The sequence below is a fragment of the Stenotrophomonas sp. YJH_SMC_81 genome (genome assembly GCF_059370875.1).
Genome location: NZ_JCAFUB010000005.1, coordinates 94,731 through 116,575, shown reverse-complemented (window position 1 = coordinate 116,575; position 21,845 = coordinate 94,731). Strand labels below are relative to the sequence as shown.

General features: G+C 67.2%; 19 protein-coding genes and 1 riboswitch. Of the genes, 11 read left to right on the top strand and 8 right to left on the bottom strand.

Translation table 11 applies throughout. The annotated features are described in order from the left end of the window. Positions 1-10: 10 nt before the first annotated feature. A complete protein-coding gene (locus tag AC5P8U_RS12410) occupies positions 11-1,621 on the bottom strand; it encodes a carboxyl transferase domain-containing protein (RefSeq protein WP_065196009.1) in 1,611 nt (536 codons plus the stop codon). Positions 1,622-1,631: 10 nt separating this feature from the next. Then, positions 1,632-2,795: an isovaleryl-CoA dehydrogenase gene (locus AC5P8U_RS12405; protein ID WP_072167315.1), complete on the bottom strand. Its 1,164-nt coding sequence runs from the start codon at positions 2,793-2,795 to the stop codon at positions 1,632-1,634. 158 nt (positions 2,796-2,953) lie between these two features. On the opposite strand from AC5P8U_RS12405, the gene AC5P8U_RS12400 reads away from it, so the two are divergent. The 3 genes from AC5P8U_RS12400 (at position 2,954) to AC5P8U_RS12390 (ending at position 5,941) form a co-directional block, all read left to right on the top strand. After that, complete coding sequence (locus tag AC5P8U_RS12400) at positions 2,954-3,571, top strand: TetR/AcrR family transcriptional regulator (protein WP_312002661.1); 618 nt, start codon at positions 2,954-2,956, stop codon at positions 3,569-3,571. A 197-nt stretch (positions 3,572-3,768) separates the two neighbouring features. Further along, on the top strand, positions 3,769-4,287 hold the full coding sequence (locus AC5P8U_RS12395; RefSeq protein ID WP_005407662.1) for a c-type cytochrome: 519 nt from the start codon (positions 3,769-3,771) through the stop codon (positions 4,285-4,287). A 208-nt stretch (positions 4,288-4,495) separates the two neighbouring features. Continuing rightward, positions 4,496-5,941 carry an ExeM/NucH family extracellular endonuclease gene (locus tag AC5P8U_RS12390; protein ID WP_088496131.1) on the top strand — a complete coding sequence of 482 codons (1,446 nt, stop codon included), beginning with the start codon at positions 4,496-4,498 and terminating at the stop codon, positions 5,939-5,941. A gap of 223 nt (positions 5,942-6,164) precedes the next feature. Here the strand turns inward: AC5P8U_RS12390 and AC5P8U_RS12385 are convergent, their stop codons facing one another. Next, the gene (locus AC5P8U_RS12385; protein WP_495214167.1) at positions 6,165-7,022 is read right to left on the bottom strand and encodes an EamA/RhaT family transporter; all 858 of its coding nucleotides are present in this window, start codon (positions 7,020-7,022) and stop codon (positions 6,165-6,167) included. 43 nt (positions 7,023-7,065) lie between these two features. Here AC5P8U_RS12385 and AC5P8U_RS12380 point away from each other — a divergent pair, with 43 nt between their 5' ends. The 4 genes from AC5P8U_RS12380 to AC5P8U_RS12365 all read left to right on the top strand — a co-directional run bounded on the left by AC5P8U_RS12380 (position 7,066) and on the right by AC5P8U_RS12365 (position 13,029). Next, on the top strand, positions 7,066-7,737 hold the full coding sequence (locus AC5P8U_RS12380; RefSeq protein ID WP_111201772.1) for an alpha/beta hydrolase: 672 nt from the start codon (positions 7,066-7,068) through the stop codon (positions 7,735-7,737). Next, positions 7,734-8,834 carry a cell division protein ZapE gene (gene zapE / locus AC5P8U_RS12375; protein ID WP_061480271.1) on the top strand — a complete coding sequence of 367 codons (1,101 nt, stop codon included), beginning with the start codon at positions 7,734-7,736 and terminating at the stop codon, positions 8,832-8,834. The genes AC5P8U_RS12380 and zapE overlap by 4 nt, the downstream gene beginning before the upstream one ends. A gap of 625 nt (positions 8,835-9,459) precedes the next feature. Continuing rightward, positions 9,460-11,862: a ribonucleoside-diphosphate reductase subunit alpha gene (locus AC5P8U_RS12370; protein ID WP_088496978.1), complete on the top strand. Its 2,403-nt coding sequence runs from the start codon at positions 9,460-9,462 to the stop codon at positions 11,860-11,862. 147 nt (positions 11,863-12,009) lie between these two features. After that, a complete protein-coding gene (locus AC5P8U_RS12365) occupies positions 12,010-13,029 on the top strand; it encodes a ribonucleotide-diphosphate reductase subunit beta (RefSeq protein ID WP_005420683.1) in 1,020 nt (339 codons plus the stop codon). A gap of 139 nt (positions 13,030-13,168) precedes the next feature. Here the strand turns inward: AC5P8U_RS12365 and AC5P8U_RS12360 are convergent, their stop codons facing one another. Continuing rightward, positions 13,169-13,804, bottom strand: coding sequence for a LysE family translocator (locus AC5P8U_RS12360; protein ID WP_072167309.1), 636 nt, complete (start codon positions 13,802-13,804; stop codon positions 13,169-13,171). 90 nt (positions 13,805-13,894) lie between these two features. On the opposite strand from AC5P8U_RS12360, the gene AC5P8U_RS12355 reads away from it, so the two are divergent. The 3 genes from AC5P8U_RS12355 (at position 13,895) to AC5P8U_RS12345 (ending at position 16,406) form a co-directional block, all read left to right on the top strand. Then, positions 13,895-14,296, top strand: coding sequence for an acyl-CoA thioesterase (locus tag AC5P8U_RS12355; protein ID WP_021203756.1), 402 nt, complete (start codon positions 13,895-13,897; stop codon positions 14,294-14,296). A 43-nt stretch (positions 14,297-14,339) separates the two neighbouring features. Beyond that, positions 14,340-15,146 carry an NAD-dependent protein deacetylase gene (locus AC5P8U_RS12350; protein WP_072167308.1) on the top strand — a complete coding sequence of 269 codons (807 nt, stop codon included), beginning with the start codon at positions 14,340-14,342 and terminating at the stop codon, positions 15,144-15,146. Between the two features lie 159 nt (positions 15,147-15,305). Beyond that, entirely contained in the window at positions 15,306-16,406 is a 1,101-nt protein-coding gene (locus tag AC5P8U_RS12345) for an NADH:flavin oxidoreductase/NADH oxidase (RefSeq protein ID WP_072167307.1), read from the top strand. 3 nt (positions 16,407-16,409) lie between these two features. Here the strand turns inward: AC5P8U_RS12345 and AC5P8U_RS12340 are convergent, their stop codons facing one another. Continuing rightward, positions 16,410-17,321, bottom strand: coding sequence for a LysR family transcriptional regulator (locus AC5P8U_RS12340; protein ID WP_072167428.1), 912 nt, complete (start codon positions 17,319-17,321; stop codon positions 16,410-16,412). Positions 17,322-17,435: 114 nt separating this feature from the next. On the opposite strand from AC5P8U_RS12340, the gene purU reads away from it, so the two are divergent. Beyond that, positions 17,436-18,287 (top strand): formyltetrahydrofolate deformylase, encoded by an 852-nt coding sequence (gene purU / locus AC5P8U_RS12335; protein WP_005420671.1) that lies wholly within the window; start codon positions 17,436-17,438, stop codon positions 18,285-18,287. Between the two features lie 287 nt (positions 18,288-18,574). Here the strand turns inward: purU and pncA are convergent, their stop codons facing one another. The 3 genes from pncA to AC5P8U_RS12320 all read right to left on the bottom strand — a co-directional run bounded on the left by pncA (position 18,575) and on the right by AC5P8U_RS12320 (position 21,784). Next, a complete protein-coding gene (pncA, locus tag AC5P8U_RS12330; RefSeq protein WP_188241365.1) occupies positions 18,575-19,201 on the bottom strand; it encodes a bifunctional nicotinamidase/pyrazinamidase in 627 nt (208 codons plus the stop codon). 55 nt (positions 19,202-19,256) lie between these two features. After that, on the bottom strand, positions 19,257-19,928 hold the full coding sequence (locus AC5P8U_RS12325) for an epoxyqueuosine reductase QueH (RefSeq protein WP_088496980.1): 672 nt from the start codon (positions 19,926-19,928) through the stop codon (positions 19,257-19,259). A gap of 139 nt (positions 19,929-20,067) precedes the next feature. Then, positions 20,068-20,281, bottom strand: a riboswitch (cobalamin riboswitch). A 93-nt stretch (positions 20,282-20,374) separates the two neighbouring features. After that, a complete protein-coding gene (locus AC5P8U_RS12320) occupies positions 20,375-21,784 on the bottom strand; it encodes a nicotinate phosphoribosyltransferase (RefSeq protein ID WP_072167305.1) in 1,410 nt (469 codons plus the stop codon). Between the last annotated feature and the right edge of the window lie 61 nt (positions 21,785-21,845).

Genomic DNA, 21,845 nt, shown 5'->3' with positions numbered 1-21,845 from the left:
ATGGCACGGGTTACATGCGGAACACGCCGAAGCGCGTCTGCTGCGGGGCGGCGTTGAGGCTGGCCGACAGCGCCAGCGCCAGCACCCGGCGGGTGTCGGCCGGATCGATCACGCCGTCGTCCCACAGGCGTGCGCTGGCGTAGTACGGGTGGCCCTGCTGCTCGAACTGATCGCGGATCGGTGCCTTGAACGCGTCTTCCTCCGCTGCCGGCCACTGGCCGCCCTTGGCCTCGATGCCATCGCGCTTGACCGTGGCCAGCACGCTGGCGGCCTGTTCGCCACCCATCACGCCGATGCGCGCGTTCGGCCACATCCACAGGAAGTTCGGCGAGTATGCACGGCCGCACATGCCGTAGTTGCCGGCACCGAACGAGCCACCGATCACCACGGTGAACTTGGGTACCCTGGCGCAGGCCACCGCCATCACCAGCTTGGCCCCGTCCTTGGCGATACCACCCTGTTCGTACTTTCGACCGACCATGAAGCCGGTGATGTTCTGCAGGAACACCAGCGGGATGTTGCGCTGGGTGCACAGCTCGATGAAGTGCGCGCCCTTCAGTGCCGACTCGGAGAACAGGATGCCGTTGTTGGCGATGATGCCGATCGGGTAGCCGTTCAGATGGGCGAAGCCGGTGACCAGCGTTGCGCCGTAGCGCGGCTTGAATTCGTCGAAGCGTGAGCCATCGACCAGCCGCGCGATCACTTCGCGTACGTCGTAGGGCTTGCGCGTATCGGCCGGGATCACCCCGTACAGTTCGTGTGCCGGCAGCAGCGGTTCCTCGGGCGCCTGCACCGCCATGGCCGGTTCCGGCTTGCGCCAGTTGAGCTGGGCGATGATCGCGCGCACCCGTGCCAGTGCCTGCAGGTCGTTGTCGGCCATGTGGTCAGCCACGCCGGAGATGCGCGTGTGCACATCGGCACCACCCAGTTCCTCGGCCGTCACCACTTCGCCGGTGGCCGCCTTCACCAGCGGCGGGCCGCCGAGGAAGATCGTGCCCTGCTCGCGCACGATCACCGTCTCGTCGCTCATCGCTGGCACATAGGCACCACCAGCGGTGCAGCTGCCCATCACGCAGGCGATCTGCGGAATGCCCTGTGCCGACAGGTTGGCCTGGTTGTAGAAGATGCGGCCGAAATGGTCGCGGTCGGGAAAGACTTCGTCCTGCAGCGGCAGGAACGCGCCACCGGAATCGACCAGGTAGATGCACGGCAGGTGGTTCTGCTCGGCGATCTCCTGCGCGCGCAGGTGCTTCTTCACCGTCATCGGGTAGTAGGTGCCGCCCTTGACCGTGGCATCGTTGGCCACGATCACGCATTCCACGCCACTGACGCGGCCGATGCCGGCCACTACGCCAGCGGCCGGCACGGTGTCTTCGTACATGCCGTGCGCGGCCAGCGGCGCGATTTCCAGGAACGCGCTGCCCGGGTCGAGCAGGGCGTCGATGCGGTCGCGCACCAGCAGCTTGCCGCGCGCGGTGTGCTTGGCGCGTGCGGCTTCGCTGCCACCCAGCGCGGTGCGGGCGAGGGTGGCATGCAGGTCGTCGACCACGGCCTGCATGGCCGCGCGGTTGCTTTCAAACGTTTCGCTGCCCGGTTGCAGCTGGGTGCTCAATACGGTCATCGCAGTGGCCTTACAGGGTGCGCTGGAACAGTTCGCGGCCGATCAGCATGCGGCGGATCTCGGACGTGCCGGCGCCGATCTCATACAGCTTGGCATCGCGCCACAAGCGGCCGGTCGGGTATTCGTTGATGTAGCCGTTGCCGCCCAGGATCTGGATCGCCTGGCCAGTCAGCCAGGTGGCCTTCTCGGCGGCGTACAGGATGGCACCGGCGGCGTCCTGGCGGGTGGTGCGGCCCTGGTCGCAGGCGCGTGCCACGGCATAGACATACGCGCGGCAGGCACCCAGGCCCACGTACATGTCGGCGATCTTGGCCTGGATCAGCTGGAAGCTGCCGATCGGCTCGCCGAACTGGTGGCGCTCGTGCACATACGGCATCACCACGTCCATGGCCGCGGCCATCAGGCCCAGCGGGCCACCGGACAGCACCACGCGCTCGTAGTCCAGGCCGGACATCAGCACGCGCACGCCACCGCCAACCTGGCCCAGCACGTTCTCTTCAGGAATCTCGCAATCCTGGAACACCAGCTCGCAGGTGGGCGAAGAACGCATGCCCAGCTTGTCCAGCTTCTGCGCGGTGGAAAAGCCCTTCATGCCCTTCTCGACCAGGAACGCGGTGATGCCCTTGGCGCCGGCCTCCATGTCGGTCTTGGCGTAGACCACCAGCACGTCGGCATCCGGGCCGTTGGTGATCCACATCTTGTTGCCGTTGAGCACGTAGCGGTCGCCGCGCTTGTCCGCGCGCAGCTTCATCGACACCACGTCCGAACCGGCGCCCGGTTCGCTCATCGCCAGCGCGCCCACCCTGGCGCCGCTGCACAGGTCGGGCAGGAAGCGCTGCTTCTGTTCCTCGTTGCCGTTCTTGCGCAGCTGGTTCACGCACAGGTTGGAGTGCGCGCCATAGGACAGGCCGATGCCGCCGGAAGCGCGCGAGATCTCTTCCATCGCCACCACATGGGCCAGGTAGCCCATGCCGGTGCCACCGTATGCTTCTTCCACGGTGAGGCCCAGCAGCCCCTGTTCGCCCAGCTTCGGCCACAGGGCCAGCGGGAACTGGTTGCTGGCATCGGCCTCGGCGGCCAGCGGCGCGACCTCGGCGGCGGCAAAATGGGCCACGCTCTGGCGCAGCAGGTCGATGTCTTCGCCAAGATCGAAGTTCAGGGATGGCACGTGCATTGTGGTGGCTCCACGGCGGGATGGCAGGAATGGACGCACCCGGCGGGGGAGTGGGCGGCGGTCTGCAGGACCGTCACCTACACGGGCGATGGCCCCAGCGTAGCGGGGTTCGGGTAAGAAGTGAATACGAATTCAAAAATTGAAACTAGAATCAGAACATGGCCTATAAACGCTCTGCATTGATGGAAGAACGCCTGGCGGGCGCCCGAGAACGGATCCTGCTGGCCACCCGCGAGCTGGTCGCCACTGGCGGCTGGCGCAATGCCCCGGTGACGGCCGTGGCAACCCAGGCGGGGGTGTCCACCGGCCTGATCTACCGGCATTTCCCATCCAAGGCGGAGCTGTTCGTGGAAGTCCTCAATGCCGCCGTGGCCCACGAGGTCGCGATCATGGAGCGGATCGCCAGTGGCCCGGAGGCGGCCAGCGAGCGGCTGCGGCTGGCGATCACCGCCTTCGTCCGCCGTGCCCTGGCCGGGCCGGGGCTCGCGCACGCCTTCATCGTCGAACCGGTCGACCCGGATGTGGAAGCCGAGCGCATGCGCGGTCGTCGCGCATTCGGCGACGTGTTCCTGCGGCTGGTGGAGGAGGGCGTGTCGGCCGGTGAGCTGCCTGCGCAGGACGCGCATGTGGCCGCCGCCTGCCTGGTGGGTGCCTTCACCGAAGCGATGGTCGGCCCGACCGCACCCAGCCGCGAAGCGCACCGCGACGAAGACGCGCTGGTGGATGCGATCTGCAGCTTCTGCCTGCGCGCGATCGGCGCCCCGGCAATCCGGTAGCGCCGGCCGCTGGCCGGCTTCTGCACGATCCATCTGGCAGGAGGGTGATGCCGGCCAGCGGCCGGCACTACCGGGTGGGCATGCTGCGCCGCATCAGCAGTGACGCCTGTTGTCGCACGCAAAGTGCGTTCTATACTCGGCCCATCACGCAGTCGCTCAGCCGTGGTCCAACGACTATCAGCCAGGGGTAACGAAGAGTGCGGAATTACGATCTGGAGTTCCTGAAACGCTTCTCCATGGTGATCGCGCTGCTGGCGACCATCACCCTCGGCCTCATTCTCCTTGCCGCCTACATCCACACCCGGATTCCGCCCGAGGTGTCGCCGACCGCGGCCAAACGCACCGAACAGCGCATCTCGCCCACCGGTGCAGTCTATGCCGGCAGCACCGGCGCCGCCGCGCAGGCTGCCGCCAAGGCCGCCGCGCTGGCCAAGGCCGCGTCGCAGGTGGCCTACGGCGGCACCAAGGATGGCAAGGTGATCTTCGACAACCTGTGCACCGCCTGCCACACCACCGGCGTGGGCATGGCACCGACGCTGGACCATTCGCACTGGGACAAGCGCATCGCGCAGGGCAAGGACACGCTCTACAAGCATGCCATCGAGGGTTATACCGGCCCCGACGGCGGCATCATGCCGCCCAAGGGCGGCAACCCGGCCCTGACCGAGGAGCAGATCCACGCCACCGTGGACTGGATGCTGGGCAACCTGAAATAGCCGCCGCAACGCGCCGCTTCCTGTAGAGCCGAGCCCGCGCTCGGCTGCTCTGCGCGCGGTGTGGCCAGGTGCAGCCGAGCATGGGCTCGGCTCTACGATCCCCCGGCTTTGCCCACCGAGGCCTGATCGCTCATATGCCCCCGCTGCGCAGGCGGCGTTTCGCATTTCAGGGGTAGTCTGTGCGCCTCTTCCATGGAGTCGCCCGTTGATGCGCCGCCGTTCCCTCGCCCTTGCCCTGTCCCTGCTGCTGCCGGCCGGCGCCTTTGCCCAGGCCCAGCCGCAGGCCGCACCGGTCGCGCCACCCTCCGCCGCGCGCAGCAGCGCCACCGTGGTGCTGACCGCCGCGCCGGCCGACTGGCGCGCGCTGGATGGCCAGCGGGTGCGCATTGCCGCACCGCTGACCCTGGCCGGTACCGACGGCCTGGAGCGCTTCGGCCAGCTCACCGTAGCCTTCGATGGTCGCCTCTGGCAGCCGACCGAAGTGGCCGCGCCGGGTACTGCCGGCTATGAGCAGGTGATGGCCGACAACCAGCGCCGCCGCCTGGTGCTGGAAGATGGCCGTGATGCCCGAGACCCCGCCAGCGTGGCGTACCTGCCGGGCAGCCCGGTGCTGCGCACCGGCATGCAGCTGCGTGACGTGCAGGGCATCGTGCGCATGGACGCGCAGGGCCATCCGCGCCTGCAGGTCGAAGGTGTGCTGAAACTGCCGGAACTCAAGCGCCCGGCAGTGCCGACGGTGCCGGGCAGCCTGCACGTGGCGGCCTTCAACCTGGAGAACTTCTTCAACGGTGACGGCCAGGGCGGCGGCTTCCCGACCCTGCGCGGCGCCCGCACGCTGGACGAGCACAAGGCGCAGGTGGCCAAGCTGGTCGCCACGGTCAACGCGCTGGGCGCCGACGTCGCCGCGCTGATGGAGCTGGAGAACGACGGCTACGGCCCGCAGTCGGCCATCGCCGAACTGGTCGATGCGCTCAACCGTGACCGCGGTGCGCAGGGCGACTGGCGCTTCGTCGATGCCGGCAACGGCCCCGGCGACAACCCGATCCGGGTCGGCATCATCTACCGCAGCTCACGCCTGCAGCCGGTCGGCACGCCGGCCACGTTGACCGGCGGCCCGTTCGTCGAGCACAGCCGCGTGCCGCTGGCGCAGGCCTTCCAGGGCAAGCAGGGCGCGCCGTTCGTTGTGGTGGCCAATCACTTCAAGTCGAAGGGCTGCCGCGACGCAAGCGGCGCCGACGCCGATCGCAACGACAACCAGGGCTGCTGGAACGCCACCCGCGTGGCCTCGGCGCAGCAGCTGCATGCCTGGCTGCAGACGGATCCGACCGGTACCGGTACAAAGGACGCGGTACTGCTCGGCGATTTCAATGCCTACGCGATGGAAGATCCGATCCGCACCCTGCACGACCTGGGCTGGCAGGACGCGTTCAAGGTCGCCAAGGCCGAGCATCCCTACAGCTACGTCTACAACGGCTACACCGGCCGCCTCGACCACGCGCTGCTGAGCCCGGGCATGGCCAGGCGCCTGCGCGGCGCCGCCGAATGGCACAGCAACGCCGATGAGCAGGACGCCAGCGGTTACCAGGGCCGCAACGTGCAGGGCCCTTGGCGCAGCTCCGACCACGACCCGCTGCTGCTGGGCTTCGACAGATAGGGTTCGCCGGGGATCTGCTCTGGGAGCGACCTTGATCGGCACGGATCCTGCTGTTGCTTTTTATCTTCCATTCCGCCTTCAAGCGAGCCGAGCATTGCAGGGTACCGGTGCACAGCACCGGCTCGCGGCTGGCGGCGCGTTTCTTTTGGTCACTTTTCTTTTCGCGCGAAAAGAAAAGTGACATCCCTCCGCGGGCGCGGAAATGGCACGCCGCGACCAATGCTCACCCCCAGGCGATCAAGCCGATCGCCAGTACCGCCAGCGCCAAACCGGCACGGTTCCACTTCGTGGTGGTTTCGCCGAAGGCAAACACGCCCACCAGTGCACCCATCACCACCACGCCGATGTTCATGCCTGCGAACACGGTGGCCGGGTTGTCCGGCATCGACTGGTGCGCATGCACATAGAACAGGATGTTGCCGCCATTGAGCAGGCCCAGCAGCGCACCCGCGCCCAGGTTGTGCCAGGCCAGCCGGCTGCGGCCACTGACATGCCGCCACAGCTGCAGGGCCAGCATCAGCACGAAGGCTACGCTGAAGCTGGCCAGCACCGCCGCCATCGACGGCGTGCCCGACAGCGCCACCTGCTTGAGCAGCACGTCCACCACCGCAAACCCGGCCCATACCCCCAGCAGCCAGCCCCAGCCGCCGGGCGAGGACGCCACCGCCGGGCCGCGCGGGCGCAGGCTGATCGCCACCATCGCCAGCAGGCCCAGGCCGAGCCCGGCAAGTTTCCACGGCGTGGCGGTCTGGCCGAAGAACAGGAAGGCGGCAGCCAGTGACAGCAGCAGCGACAGGCGCTGTGCCACATCGCTGCGCACGATGCCGGCCACCGCCACCGCGCGGCCCAGCACCAGGAAGATCGAGGGCAGCACCACCGCCAGCGCCAGCAAGGACAGCCACGGGGCATGTGGCGCGCGCAGCGCATCCAGCGGCGGCTGCAGCACCGCGGCGGTGAGCGTTGCCGCCACCAGATAGTTCCAGGTGACCATCTGCGCGACATCCAGCTGGCGGCGTCCAGCCACCTTCAACACCCCCGAAACCAGCACGCTGCAGATCACGGCCAAAGACAGGTAGAGCATGGGGCGGGCACAGGGCAGGGGCGGGGGACGGTATCATGGTGCCATGCACAAGCCCCCGTTCCCCGTCGCCCCCGGCGAAACCGCCTGTCTCCAACTGGATGGCCCGGCCGGCCCGCTGGAAGTGGTCGTCGACCTGCCCAAGGCCGATGTGCCGGTGCAGCCGATCGTGGCCATCGTCTGCCATCCGCTGTCCACCGAAGGCGGTACCCTGCACAACAAGGTGGTCACCATGACCGCCACCACCCTGCGCGAGCTGGGCATCGCCACGGTGCGCTTCAACTTCCGCAGCGTCGGCGCTTCGGCCGGTACCTTCGATGGCGGCGTGGGCGAGCAGGAGGACCTGAAGGCGGTCGCCGCCTGGGTGCGCAGCCAGCGCCCGCACGACCGGCTGTGGCTGGCCGGTTTCAGCTTCGGTTCGTTCGTTTCGCTGAAGGCCGCTGCCGCGCTGCAGCCGGAGGCGCTGATCTCGATCGCGCCACCGGCCGGCCGCTGGGACTTCGATGGCATCGTACCGCCGGCGCGCTGGCTGGTGATCCAGGGCGAGCAGGACGAGATCGTCGACCCGCAGGCTGTCTACCAGTGGCTGGACACGCTGGAGTTCCCGCATGAGCTGGTGCGCATGCCCGAGACCAGCCACTTCTTCCACCGCAAGCTGATCGACCTGCGTGGCGCGCTGACCCACGGCGTGAAGCACTGGCTGGGCGCGGCGGCATGAGTGCAACCGAGCTGACCCCGTCGCAGCGGTACGCGGAAGGGGTCGCCCGTGGTGACTGGCAGGACGACCCGGCCCAGCATGCAGCGCTGGCCGAGCTGGACCGCATCCACCTGGGCCTGCTGGACAGTGCCGAGGACGGTTGGCTGGACCGCCTGTCCGCGTTCTGGAAGAAGCCCGAGCCGGTGAAGGGCCTGTACTTCTGGGGCGGCGTCGGCCGCGGCAAGACCTTCCTGGTCGACCTGTTCTACGACGGGCTGCCGATCAAGCAGAAGTACCGCACGCATTTCCACCGCTTCATGCGCAGCGTCCATGAGCGCCTGCGCGAGCACCAGGGCCAGAGCGACCCGCTGGCGAAGATCGCCCAGGAATGGCGCAGCAACCTGCGCGTGCTGGTGCTGGACGAGTTCTTCGTCACCGACATCGGCGATGCGATGCTGCTGGCGCGGCTGCTGGAGCGCCTGTTCGCCGAGGGCGTGACCCTGGTCACCACCTCCAACACCGCAGTGGAGAACCTGTACCTCAACGGCCTGCAGCGTGAGAGCTTCCTGCCGGCCATCGGCCTGCTGCAGCGCTTCTGCGTGGAGCTGTACGCAGAAGGCACCGAGGACTACCGGATGCGCGCGCTGACCCGCTCGCCGGTGTACCGCGCACCGTTGGCCGCCGACAGCGACGACTGGCTGGCCACGCGCTGGAGCGAACTGAGCGGCGGCCAACCGGCCAAGCCCGGCAACATCGAGATCGAGGGCCGCAAGATTCCGGTCCGCGGCCGCGGCAAGAGCATCGCCTGGTTCGATTTCGCCGCGCTGTGCGAGGGCCCGCGCGGGCCCTCGGACTACATCGAGATCGCGCACGAGTTCAACACGGTGCTGCTGGGCGGCATTCCCGCCTTCGATCGCCTGAACGAGGATGCCGCGCGCCGCTTCGTCAACCTGATCGACGAGTTGTACGACCGCCACGTCAACCTGGTCTGCACCGCCAGCACCTCGCCGGTCGAGCTGTACACCGGCCAGCGCCTGCAGGGCGCGTTCGAGCGCACCGCCTCGCGCCTGATCGAGATGCAGAGCGCCGAGTACCTGGGCACCCCGCACCGGGCGTGAGGGGGCCTGAGGGCGTGCGTTGCCGGCCAATGGCCGGCACGACCACCCCGGAATTCCGGTAGTGCCGGCCGCTGGCCGGCAATGATCGGGGGGGAGGGCGCAACGGCGTTTCCCTGCGGCCACTCCTCCGGCCCGGCCGACACATGCGGCCTCGCGTCGCTGCCTGGCGGGTGATCCCGACGTCCACCGGATGCCCACCACCTATCCACAGGGTTGTCCCTAGCCAGTTTCATCACTGTCATGTGAAGCTGTCATTGTTCCGTTTCCGCGGTGCGTTGTGCCACCGCAGTGACGCCTTTCGGGCTTGACTGCGCAGCCCGTTCCGGCAGGTCTGAAGCGTCTGATCAGGGCGCCGATGGCACGATCCTTGCGGCGCAAGGGATTGCCGAATTTCACTACATTTGGCGTTGACGGACCCCATTACCCCCACTATCTTGTGGCCGTCGGTCGCCGCAACCCCACGGCTGGGGGTTGGCCGCAGTCTCCATTGGCGATCGTCAACGGCAGTGGCAGGCGCAGGGTCTCATCCCCTGCGACGCCGTCCTGCCATCCTGGGCCGTCATGTCCCGGGCTGCGTCACCCCGATGCATCGAGCACCCCCAATCACGCCAAGAGGACATACGCCGTGAGCACCGAATCCAGCGCCACCATCGAGAAGGAAAGCGAATTCCTGTTGACGTCGCCGCCGACGGCCAACGCGATGAGTGTGACCAAGCGCAACGGGACCACCGAGCTGGTGGACCTGAACAAGATCGTGCGCGCGGTGCAGCGTTCCTCCGAAGGCCTGCACGCCGTTGACCCGATGCGCGTGGCCACCCGCACCATTTCCGGCCTGTACAACGGCGCCACCACCCGCGAGCTGGACGAACTGTCCATCCGCACCGCCGCCCTGCTGATCGGTGAAGAGCCCGAATACGGCCGCCTGGCTGCGCGCCTGCTGGCCAACTACATCGCCAAGGAAGTCTCGGGCCAGGAAATCTACGCCTTCTCGCAGTCGGTCAGCCGTGGCCATGAAGTCGGCCTGATCAACGACCGCCTGCTGAACTTCGTGCAGACCAATGCACGCAAGCTCAACGACGCCATCGACATCTCGCTGGATCTGAACTTCGATTACTTCGGCCTGCGTACCCTGTACGACCGTTACCTGCTGCGCCATCCGCACACCCGCAAGGTAATCGAGACCCCGCAGCAGTTCTTCCTGCGCATCGCCAGCGCGCTGAGCGAGGACGTGTCCGAGACCCTGGCGCTGTACAAGCGCATGGGCAACCTGGACTACCTGCCGTCCAGCCCGACCCTGTTCAACTCCGGCACCACCCACGAGCAGCTGTCCTCGTGCTTCCTGCTGGACTCGCCGCAGGACTCGCTGGAGTCGATCTATGCCAAGTACGGCGACATCGCCCAGCTGTCGAAGTTCTCCGGCGGCATCGGCGTCAGCTACACCCGCGTGCGTTCGCGTGGCTCGCTGATCAAGTCGACCAACGGCCACTCCAACGGCATCGTGCCGTGGCTGAAGACCATGGATTCGTCCGTGGCCGCGGTGAACCAGGGCGGCAAGCGCAAGGGCGCAGCCTGCGTGTACCTGGAAACCTGGCACGCCGACATCGAGGACTTCCTCGAACTGCGTGACAACACCGGTGACGAAGCCCGCCGTGCGCACAACCTGAACCTGGCCAACTGGGTGCCGGACCTGTTCATGAAGCGCGTCGAGGCCGACCAGGAATGGTCGCTGTTCGATCCACGCGTCGTGCCGGAGTTCACCGACCTGTTTGGCGAAGCCTTCGAGGCTGCCTACCTGCAGGCCGAAGCCCAGGGCAAGGCCAGCCGCACCATCCCCGCGCGCAAGCTGTACGCCCGCATGATGCGTACGCTGGCCGAGACCGGCAACGGCTGGATGACCTTCAAGGACAAGTGCAACCGCGCCAGCAACCAGACCCTGCGTCCAGGCAACGTGATCCACCTGTCCAACCTGTGCACGGAGATCCTGGAAGTCACTTCCAACGATGAAACCGCAGTGTGCAACCTGGGTTCGATCAACTTGGGCAACCACTTCGACGAGCACAACGAGTTCGACTTCGAGAAGCTGGCCGAGACCGTGCGCCTGGCCGTGCGCCAGCTCGACCGCGTCATCGACCTGAACTTCTACCCGATCGAAACCGCCCGCCGCGCCAACCTGCGCTGGCGTCCGGTCGGCCTGGGCTGCATGGGCCTGCAGGATGTGTTCTTCCGCAAGCGCCTGCCGTTCGACAGCGCCGAAGCCCGCGCGCTGTCGAAGAAGATCGCCGAAGCGATCTACTTCCACGCGCTGGAAACCTCCTGCGAGCTGGCCCAGGAACGCGGCAAGCACCCGTCGTTCAACGACACCCGTGCCGCCAGTGGCGAACTGCAGTTCGACGCCTGGAACGTGGTGCCGGAAGACACTGCGCGCTGGGATGCCCTGCGTGAGCGCATCAAGGAACACGGCCTGCGCAACTCGCTGATGATCGCGATCGCGCCGACCGCGACCATCGCCTCGATCGCCGGTTGCTACGAGTGCGTCGAGCCGCAGGTGTCCAACCTGTTCAAGCGCGAGACCCTGTCCGGTGACTTCCTGCAGGTCAACCGTTACCTGGTCAACGAGCTGAAGAAGCTGGGCCTGTGGACGCCGGAAATGCGCGATGCCATCAAGCTGGCCGAAGGCTCGATCGCCGGCGTGGCGCAGATCCCGGAAACGCTGCGCGAGGTCTACCGCACCGCGTGGGAACTGCCGATGCGTTCGCTGATCGACATGGCCGCCGAGCGTGGCGCCTTCATCGACCAGTCGGCCTCGCTCAACCTGTTCATGGAAAGCCCGAACATCGGCGCGATGTCCTCCATGTACATGTACGCCTGGAAGCAGGGCATCAAGACCACCTACTACCTGCGTTCGCGCCCGGCCACCAAGATCGCCAAGACGACGGTGAGTGCCGCCGCACCGGCCAAGGTGTTCAGCCCGGACGAAGCCATCGCCTGCTCGCTGGAAAACCCGGAAGCCTGCGAGGCCTGCCAGTAACACGCCGCGCGGTGGGTGCCGACCGTTGGTCGGCACTCGAACACCTCGCACCTGTAGAGCCGAGCCATGCTCGGCTGCAGCACGGAAACACCAAGGTAGCGCCGGGCCATGCCCGGCGTTTTGACCCGAGAATTCAAGGAAACACCCATGGCCGACAAGCCCAAGCAGATGCTGCTCGATCCCGGTTTTGAACTGACCCTGCGCCCGATGCGCTACCCGCAGTTCTATGACATGTACCGGAATGCGATCAAGAACACCTGGACGGTGGAAGAGATCAATTTCCAGATCGACATCACCGACCTGCACAGCAAGATGTCGCCGGGTGAGCGCCACCTGATCCACCGCCTGGTCGCGTTCTTCGCCACCGGCGATTCGATCGTGTCCAACAACCTGGTGCTGAACCTGTACCAGCACTTGAATGCGCCGGAAGCGCGCATGTACCTGTCGCGCCAGCTGTATGAAGAAGCACTGCACGTGCAGTTCTACCTGACCCTGCTCGACAACTACCTGCCGGATCCGGAAGAGCGCGCCAAGGCGTTCTCGGCGGTGGAGAACATCGACTCGATCAAGAAGAAGGCCGATTTCTGCTTCAAGTGGATCGACTCGATCCAGGACCTGACCCGCATCGAGACCCGCGAACAGCGTCGCCAGTTCCTGCTCAACCAGATCTGCTTCGCCGCCTGCATCGAAGGCCTGTTCTTCTTCGCTGCGTTCGCCTACGTGTACTACTTCCGTTCGCGCGGCCTGCTGCCGGGCCTGGCTTCGGGCACCAACTGGGTGTTCCGCGACGAAAGCGCGCACATGGAGTTCGCCTTCGAGTCGGTGCGCGTGGTGCGTGAGGAAGAGCCGGACCTGTTCGACGACGAGATGAAGCAGCAGGTCTACGACATGTTGGCCGAAGCCATCGAATGCGAAGTGCAGTTCGCCGAGGACGTGCTGTCCGGCGGCGTGGCCGGCATCTCGACCCGTGACATGCGCCAGTACCTGCAGCATTGTGCCGATCAGCACTTCGCCAAACTGGGCATGGAAAAGAAGTACAACGTGCGCAACCCGCTGCCGTTCATGGAACTGCAGGACGTGCAGGAACTGACCAACTTCTTCGAACGCCGCGTCTCGGCCTACCAGGTCGGCGTGCAGGGCGAAGTCGCCTTCGACATGAACTTCTGATCGAACCGGTCAGGCCTTTCGCAACGAAAAACCCCGGCCAATGCCGGGGTTTTTTGTTGCGCGCCTGGCTTTTGTAGAGTCGAGCCGTGCTCGACTGCTGTTCGCAAGAAAGTCGAGCATGGCTCGACTCTACAAAGCGCTAGCGCCGTCCTTCCACCGCCATGCGCACCGCCAGCCCGGCCAGCACCGTACCCATCAGCCAGCGCTGCACCCTCTGCCAGGTGGGGCGCGCGGCCAGGAAGCCGGCGATGCTGCCGGCGGCCAGCGCGATCAGGCCGTTCACGCTGACGCTGACCAGGATCTGGGTGCAGCCCAGCACGATCGACTGCATCAGCACACTGCCTTCGCTGTCCGGATGCAGGAACTGCGGCAGCAGCGACAGGTACATCACCGCCACTTTCGGGTTCAGCAGATTGGTCAGCAAGCCCATCGTGAACAGTCTGCGCGGGCTGTCCTGCGGCAGCTCGCGCACCGCGAACGGCGAACGGCCGCCGGGCTTCAGCGCCTGCCACGCCAGGTACAGCAGGTAAAGCGCGCCACCGATGCGCAGCGCCTCATAGGCGAACGGCACGGTCATCAGCAGGGCGGTGATGCCCAGTGCCGCGCACAGCATGTAGAACACGAAGCCCAGCGCCACCCCGCCCAGCGAGATCAGCCCGGCGAGCGGCCCTTGGCAGATCGAGCGCGAGATGACGTAGATCATGTTCGGCCCGGGCGTGAGCACCATGGCCAGCGAAACCAGCGCAAAGGCCAGCAGGTCGGAAAGTGCGGGCATGGGCGGTCCTGGCAGTGGGCGTGGCGCAGTGTAGCGTCGCCTGCACGGGGCCTGGCTTAAAATTGACGGACCCCACACCGAAGCCCCCCCATGACCCCGATCCCCGAGACCGTGCCGCCCACCGAAGTGCGCATGGCCGAAATCGTCTTCCCCAACCACACCAACCACCTCGGCACCCTGTTCGGTGGCCAGGCATTGGCGTGGATGGACAAGGCCGCCTTCCTGGCCGCCGCCCGCTATTCGCGCCGCACCGTGGTGACCGCGCGCAGCGACCAGGTCGACTTCAAGCTGCCGATCCGCATCGGCCAGATGGTGGAAACCATCGGCCGCATCGTCGAAGTCGGGCGCAGCTCGATGAAGGTCGAGGTGGAACTGGTCGCCGAGGACCTGCACAGCGGCGAGCGCAAGCTGTGTACCCGCGGCCACTTCGTGATGATCGCGCTGGACGAGGACGGCCACCCGATCGCGGTGCCGCCGCTGCCGGCCGCCTGAGCCGGCGCTTGCACGGGCGCTGCGGCGCCCCCATCTGGCAGCCATGACCTCGCCGCTGACCGACTTCATCGACCGCGCCCAGCGCCTGTTCGTGCTGACCGGCGCCGGTTGCAGCACCGCCTCGGGCATTCCCGACTATCGCGATACCGACGGCCAGTGGAAACGCACGCCGCCGGTGACCTACCAGGCGTTCATGGGCGAAGCGGGTACCCGCCAGCGCTACTGGGCGCGCAGCCTGCTGGGCTGGCCGCGCTTCGGCCTGGCCCGGCCCAACGGTACCCACCAGGCCCTGGCCGCACTGGAAAACAGCGGCAAGCTGCAGCTGCTGCTGACCCAGAACGTGGACGGCCTGCACCAGCGCGCCGGCAGCCACAAGGTGATCGACCTGCATGGCCGCCTGGACCGGGTGCGCTGCATGGGCTGTGAGCGCCGCAGTGGCCGCGAGGATTTCCAGCAGCGGCTGCTGGACGCCAATCCGGGCTGGGATGCGCTGGAGGCCGGTATCGCGCCCGATGGCGATGCCGATCTGGAGACCGATTTCTCCACGTTCGTGGTGCCCGATTGTCCGTACTGCGGCGGCCTGCTGAAGCCGGATGTGGTGTTCTTCGGCGAGAACGTGCCGCGTGAACGGGTGGCGGCGGTGCACGATCACCTGCAGCAGGCCGACGCCGTGCTGGTGGTGGGCTCGTCACTGATGGTCTATTCCGGCTTCCGCTTCGTGCAGGCGGCCGCGAAGGCAGGGTTGCCGGTAGCGGCGCTGAACCGAGGCCGCACCCGAGCCGACGACCTGCTGTTGTTCAAGGATGAGCGGGACTGCGCTGAAGCGCTGGCCACGTGGGCTGCGCGCTGAGCCGAGCACGGGCTCGGCTCTACAAGGGGCGAGGGCTTCTGTAGAGCCGGGCGCACGCTCGGCTGCTGCAGGTCACGCGAAACAGCGATCCATCCAGATGGTTGATCCGCGAGCCGCGCAGCGGTGCAATACGCACCCCCTACGTCGTTCATCACCGTCTTGAGCCAGCTGTTCTCGCCGATTTCGTTCGGCCCCCTGACCCTGTCCAACCGCATCGTCATCGCGCCGATGTGCCAGTACTCCGCCGAGGACGGCCGCGCCAGCGACTGGCACGCCATGCACCTGGGCAACCTGGCGCAGTCCGGTGCCGGCCTGCTGATCCTGGAAGCCACCGCCGTCGAACCGCGCGGCCGCATCAGCTGGGCCGACCTGGGCCTGTGGGACGATGGCACCGAGGCCGCGCTGGCACAGGTGCTGGCCAGCGTCCGCCGCTGGTCGCCGATGCCATTGGGCATCCAGCTCGGCCACGCCGGTCGCAAGGCCTCGGTGAAGCGCCCGTGGGACGGCGGCGGCCAGCTGCCGGCCGATGATGCGCGTGGCTGGGCCACGGTGGCGCCGTCGCCGCTGCCGTTCCATGCCGCCGATCCGGCACCGCAGGAACTGGACGAGGCCGGCATCGCCGAGGTGATCGCCGCCTTCGCCGCCAGTGCGGTGCGCGCCGAGCGCCTGGGCTTCGAGCTGATCGAGCTGCATGCCGCGCACGGCTACCTGCTGCACCAGTTCCTGTCGCCGCTGAGCAACCGCCGCACCGATGGCTATGGCGGCTCGCTGCCGAACCGCCTGCGCCTGCTCGTGGAAGTGTTCGACGCGGTGCGTGCGGCGGTATCGGACAGGATCGCCGTGGGCGTGCGCATTTCCGCCAGCGACTGGGTCGAGGGTGGCTGGGATCTGGTGCAGAGCGAAGCGCTGGCCCAGGTGCTGGATGCGCGCGGCTGCAACTTCCTGCACGTTTCCAGCGGTGGCCTGGACGAGCGCCAGAAGATCACCGTCGGTCCCGGCTACCAGGTGCCGTTCGCCGCGGCGATCAAGGCCAAGGTACGCATGCCGGTGATCGCGGTGGGCATGATCACCGAACCGGAGCAGGCCGAATCGATCCTGCGCCATCGCCACGCCGATGCGGTAGCGCTGGCACGCGGCATCCTCTACGACCCGCGCTGGCCGTGGCACGCTGCTGCCGCATTGCGCGACAGCGTGGAACCGGCGCCGCAGTACCTGCGCTGCGAGCCGCGCGAGGCGCGTGGCGTGTTCAAGGCGCGCTGAGGTTCACACCCGCCAGGCCGGCGCCATGCCGGCCTGCAGGTGCTCGAACAGCGCGCGGATCTTGGCGGTGAAATCGCGGCGGTCGCTGACGCAGAAGTAGACCTCCATCGGTTCCGGGCGCCACGCGGTGTCGGCGCCGAACACCGCCTGCAGGCGGCCATCGCGCAGGTACGGCTCGGCCACGAATGCGGCGAGCCGGGTGATGCCGGCACCGGTCGCCGCCAGCGTCGCCAGCGCATCGATGTCATCGCAGACCATGCTCGGTGGCAGCGCGGCGTCCACGCGCTGGCCGTCCTTCAGCAGACCCCAGCGCAGCGGTCGGCCATCGGTGGGGAAGCGGTGCAGCAGCCCGCGATGGCGACCCAGTTCGGCGGGTTCCTGCGGCGTGCCATGGGCCTGCAGGTAGGCTGGCGCGGCACAGAACACGAACGGCACGCGCGCCAGCTGCCGTGCGACGACGCCGTCTTCCAGCTGCGCGCCGATGCGGATGCTGGCATCCACCGCCTCTGGACCATGCTGCACGGCGCGGTCGGTCAGGCGCAGCTCCAGCTGCAGTTGCGGGTAGCGCTGCTGCAGTGACGGCAGCAGCGGTGCCAGCACGTGGCGGCCGAAGGCGCTGCTGCTGGCGATGCGCAGGGGCCCGGCCGGTTCGATATCACCGGCAGTGACCCTCGCCTGCGCGCGCGCCAGGTCGCCCTCGATATGGCGCACCTGCGCCAGGTACAGCGCGCCGGCCTCGCTGAGGGCGAGTTGGCGCGTACTCCGGTTCAGCAGCCTTACGCCCAGATGCGCCTCCAGCCGGTGGATGTTCTGGCCGACTGCGGTGGCGCTGATGCCAAGGATGCGGGCCGCAGCGGCAATGCTGCCGGTCTCTGCGGTGCGGGTGAAGCTGCGGATCAATTGCAACAGGTTCATGACCGGCCAGCTTGCCACGGGATCGGCCAAGTATCGCTTGGGACAGAACCAAGCCCTTCGCTTGCATCGGTGACCATCGCTCCGATCGACACCCTGCTGCCCTACACTGTGGCGATGCGCCCCGACTCCATCCTCACCCTGTCCTGCCCCGACCGTACCGGCATCGTCTACCGAGTGTCCGGCCTGCTGTTCGACCACGGCTGCAACATCCTCGACGCCCAGCAGTTCGGCGACGAGGAAAGTGGCCGCTTCTTCCTGCGCGTGCATTTCGACCGCGATGCCAGCCTGCTGCTGGAGACCGTGCATGCCGCGATGGCCAAACTTGCCGAAGGCTTCGGCATGGACTGGCAGCTGCATGATGGGCGCCGCCGGGCACGCCTGCTGGTGCTGGTCAGCAAGCAGGGGCACTGCCTCAACGACCTGCTGTTCCGTGCCCACAGCGGCCAGCTGAAGGTCGATATCGCGGCAGTGGCGTCCAACCACGCCGACTTTGCGCCATTGGCCGCGTCTTACCAGGTACCGTTCCACCACCTGCCGGTGACCGCCGATACGCGTGCGGTGCAGGAGCAGCAGATCATCGACCTGGTCGAGCGTGAGCGCATCGACCTGGTGGTGCTGGCGCGCTACATGCAGATCCTGTCACCCACGCTGTGCCGCGCGCTGGCCGGCCGTGCGATCAACATCCATCACAGCTTCCTGCCCAGCTTCAAGGGCGCTCAGCCGTATCATCAGGCGCACGCGCGCGGGGTCAAGATCATCGGCGCCACCGCGCACTATGTCACCGAGGATCTGGACGAAGGCCCGATCATCGAACAGGACGTGGCCCGCGTGGACCATGCGATGGCACCGCGCGAACTGGTGCGGCTGGGCAGCGATACCGAATCGCTGGTGCTGGCACGCGCGGTCCGCCGCCATGTGGAGCACCGCATCCTGCTCAATGGGCATCGCACGGTGGTGTTCCGGTAATCGCCCATCCCGCGTCCGCCGGGCATGGCCCGGCGCTACCACGGGTGCTATCCGGTAGTGCCGGCCGCTGGCCGGCAACTGCAGAGATCCCGAGGTTGCCGGCCAGCGGCCGGCACTACCGAATCCTGATTTCATCCAATGAAAAGCCCCCGGTTCGGCCGTCCCGCGATCTGTAGGGGGGCGTAGTTAGGGGGCTGGATGAATCGATTGTGTTGTTGTGGGCAGGAGCGCGCAAGCGGCATAAGCGACGTGCGCGGTAGCGCCGGGCCATGCCCGGCGGTCACGCCTCAGACGATCGCGATCCCCGCCTTGCCCAGCGCTTCGCGCACCATCGCGTCGTTGGCTTCGGTCACCGGCCGGGTCAGGTCCCACAGGAACTTCACCCGGAAGCCGGATTTCACCGCGTCCTGCGCGCTCCACAGCACGCAGTAGTCGCGTGCCAGGCCGCACACGTGCACCTCGCGGATGCGGCGCTCATGCAGCCAGCCGGCCAGGCCGGTGGCCGGGCGCTCGCCATCGGGGCCGTGGTTCTCGCGGAAGGCGCTGTACGAATCCACCTGTGGGCGGGTGCCCTTGCGCAGGATCAGGTCGGCCACGGTCCAGTCCACGCCCGGGTGCAGCGCGGCGCCATTGCTGCCCTGCACGCAATGGTCGGGCCACAGGGTCTGTGGCTGCGCGTGCAGCAGGATGGTCTCGAACGGTCGCTTGCCGAGGTGCTGGCTGGCGAACGAGGCGTGATCGGCCGGGTGCCAGTCCTGGGTCACCACCACGGTGCGGTAGCGGCGCTGCGCCAACAGATCGCCAATCGGTGCCACCAGCGCATCGCCCTGGTCGCAGGCCAGCGCACCGCCCGGCATGAAGTCCGGCTGCAGGTCGATCACCAGCAGGGCGACATCGGCGGGCAGGGCGGTCATGGCAGTTCCGGTACAACAGAAGGGGCGACCAGCGTGGCCGCCCCATGCCTGCACGTCAATCGCTCTGCGGCGTCTCAGCGTCCTGCCCGTAGTACAGCAGGCCGATCTTGATCCGTTCGCGCCCGTTCTCGCGGCGGTGGCGGTTGGCATCGCGCAGCGAGTACACGCAGCCGCAGTACTCCTGCTGGTAGAACTGCTCGCGCTTGCTGATCTCGATCATGCGGCTGGCACCGCCGCCCTTGCGCCAGTTGTAGTCCCAGTACTGCAGGCCTTCATAGCGCGACGCCGCGCGGATGCCGCAGTCGTTGATCTGCGCCATGTTCTTCCAGCGCGAAATGCCCAGCGACGAACTGATGGTGTCGTAGCCGTGCTCGTGCGCGTACAGCGCGGTGCGTTCGAAACGCATGTCGAAGCACATCGTGCAGCGGATGCCGCGCTCGGGCTCGTTCTCCATGCCACGCGCACGGCTGAACCAGTTGTCGGTGTCGTAGTCGCAGTCGATGAACGGAATGCCGTGCTGCTCGGCGAAGCGGATGTTCTCCTGCTTGCGCAGCTCGTACTCCTTCACCGGGTGGATGTTGGGGTTGTAGAAGAAGATCGCGTAGTCGATCCCGGAAGCGGTGATCGCCTCCATCACTTCGCCCGAGCACGGCGCGCAGCACGAATGCAGCAGCAGGCGTTTGCCATCGGCGGGCAGGGTCAGGGTGGGGCGTTGGAACTCGGTCATCGTGGCGTGCGTCAGGGCGTGGGAGCGGTCTGGCCGGTTACCGTGAACAGGACGCGCGCGGCCACGCCGCCTGCACATGCAGGCTGGTGATGGCCCCGGCACCCTCCCCGCGGAGAGTCCAGGTCGAATCAGGGGACGGTCGTGTCCCCCGGCCGTGGCCGGTATTCGGGCTGATGGACACGGGCCGCAGCCCACCTACTCCCTGCCGCTTCCCAGGCGCGAGCCCAGTGCTGTTGGCAGGATTCGTTTCCATTCACCGCTGCGGGGCAGCTCCGGAATGGGCGCACGAAGCGCCTTCACCGGATTCCCGTTTAACTCCCTGCCGCCATCCAGCCACGGCAGGGATACCTTCGGCGTGTGCAAGGTGGACCTGTTGGCTGCAGGGGTCAAGGCCCGGGGTCGGATCCCCGTTGCCCCGCAACGGGCCCTGCCCCCCGCAAATGCCTTCAGCGCCCCGCTGCGGCCCGGGCCCGGATGTCGTCCAGCCGCTGGTCGTGCAGCAGGCGCCCGTTCTCCCACACGGTCACCATTGCATCCTCGAAGCCGGTCGGCAGCGCCTCGTCACCGCTGGGAGGCAACGCCACCGTGTGCAGGCTGCCGTCATCCAGGCGCCGCAGCAGGCGCATGCGGCCACGCTTGCTGGTCTTGCCGGCATCGGTGACCGGATCCTTGTAGACGTCGATCCACGCACCCTCGACCCGTGCTGCCGAGCACTTCAGCGCGAACTTCTGGGTGTCGCGGTCCAGCCGCTGCAACAGCGCGCCGCCCATGCCGAAGGCCACGTTGTCGGCCGAATAGCCGTCGCCGGTGATGCGCTGCAGGATGGCGCGGATCGTATCCGGGTTGATGCCATCGCCCTGGATCACCCGCACGTGGTTGAGTACGCGGTAGCCCTTGCCGTTGAGGGTGTGGCCGAACGCTTCATCCAGCCGGCGCAGGCTTTCGGCCACCACGTCCACCGGGTCACCCGAGTCGGGGCGGATGACCAGGGTGGCGCCCGAAGCGATCACTTCATCACGCAGCGTCGTGCCCCAGTGCTCACTGATCGCGCGGTAGATGTCATAGCTGTCCGACACCACTGCCACGATCGCGCCCGGCTTGCCGAACTGGCGCAGCATGTTGCGGTAGGCGTCCACTTCGCGCTCGCGGCCCCAGCTGGTGATGGTGCTGTGCTCGGCGGCAGGAATCGAATAACCGGCCATTGGCGCGTGATAGTGCGCGCGGGCCAGGCACAGGGCCGATACAGTGTCGGTGCCGAGGAAGTTGACCAGGTGTGCGGCACCGCCCAGCGCGGCCGATTCCAGGCTCGATACACCGCGGGCGCCGAAGTCGTGCAGCTTGAACGGCAGCTGCCCCTGCGGATCGTCGCTGGTCTGCTGCAGGAACGCAGCAATGGTCTGCCGTGCATGCCAGCTGATGGTGGCCACGGTGACCGGGTACCACACGCGCAGCAGCAGCGTTTCCAGGTACGACGGCACCCAGAATGCAGCCGGGTCGGTCGACTCGACGGTCATCAGTGCCTGGTGGGTGGGTACCACGCTGCCCTCGGGCACGGCACGGATGCGCACCGGCAGGTGGCCGCCGAGCCGATCGACGATATCGCGCCAGCCGGCTTCGTTGAACGGCTCGCCATGGGCGGCGAATACCGCAGCAGCGTCGTCGATGTCAGCGTGGGTGACCGGTCGTGCCAGGGCGTCCTTGAGGATCGCCTGCAGGCCGAAGAACACCGTGCGATCGTGCAGGCCGCCACGTGATTCCACGTAGAAGAACGTGGCATCGGTACCCGGCGGGTACTGCAGCCAATGGCTGGCCTTGTAGCTGTCGGTGTTGAGGAGAAGGTTATCGAGGTAGTGCATGACGGAAGCTCCTTCGCGTCGAGTGACACCAGCGGTCTATCCGCCGGTGGGGAGAGCCGGG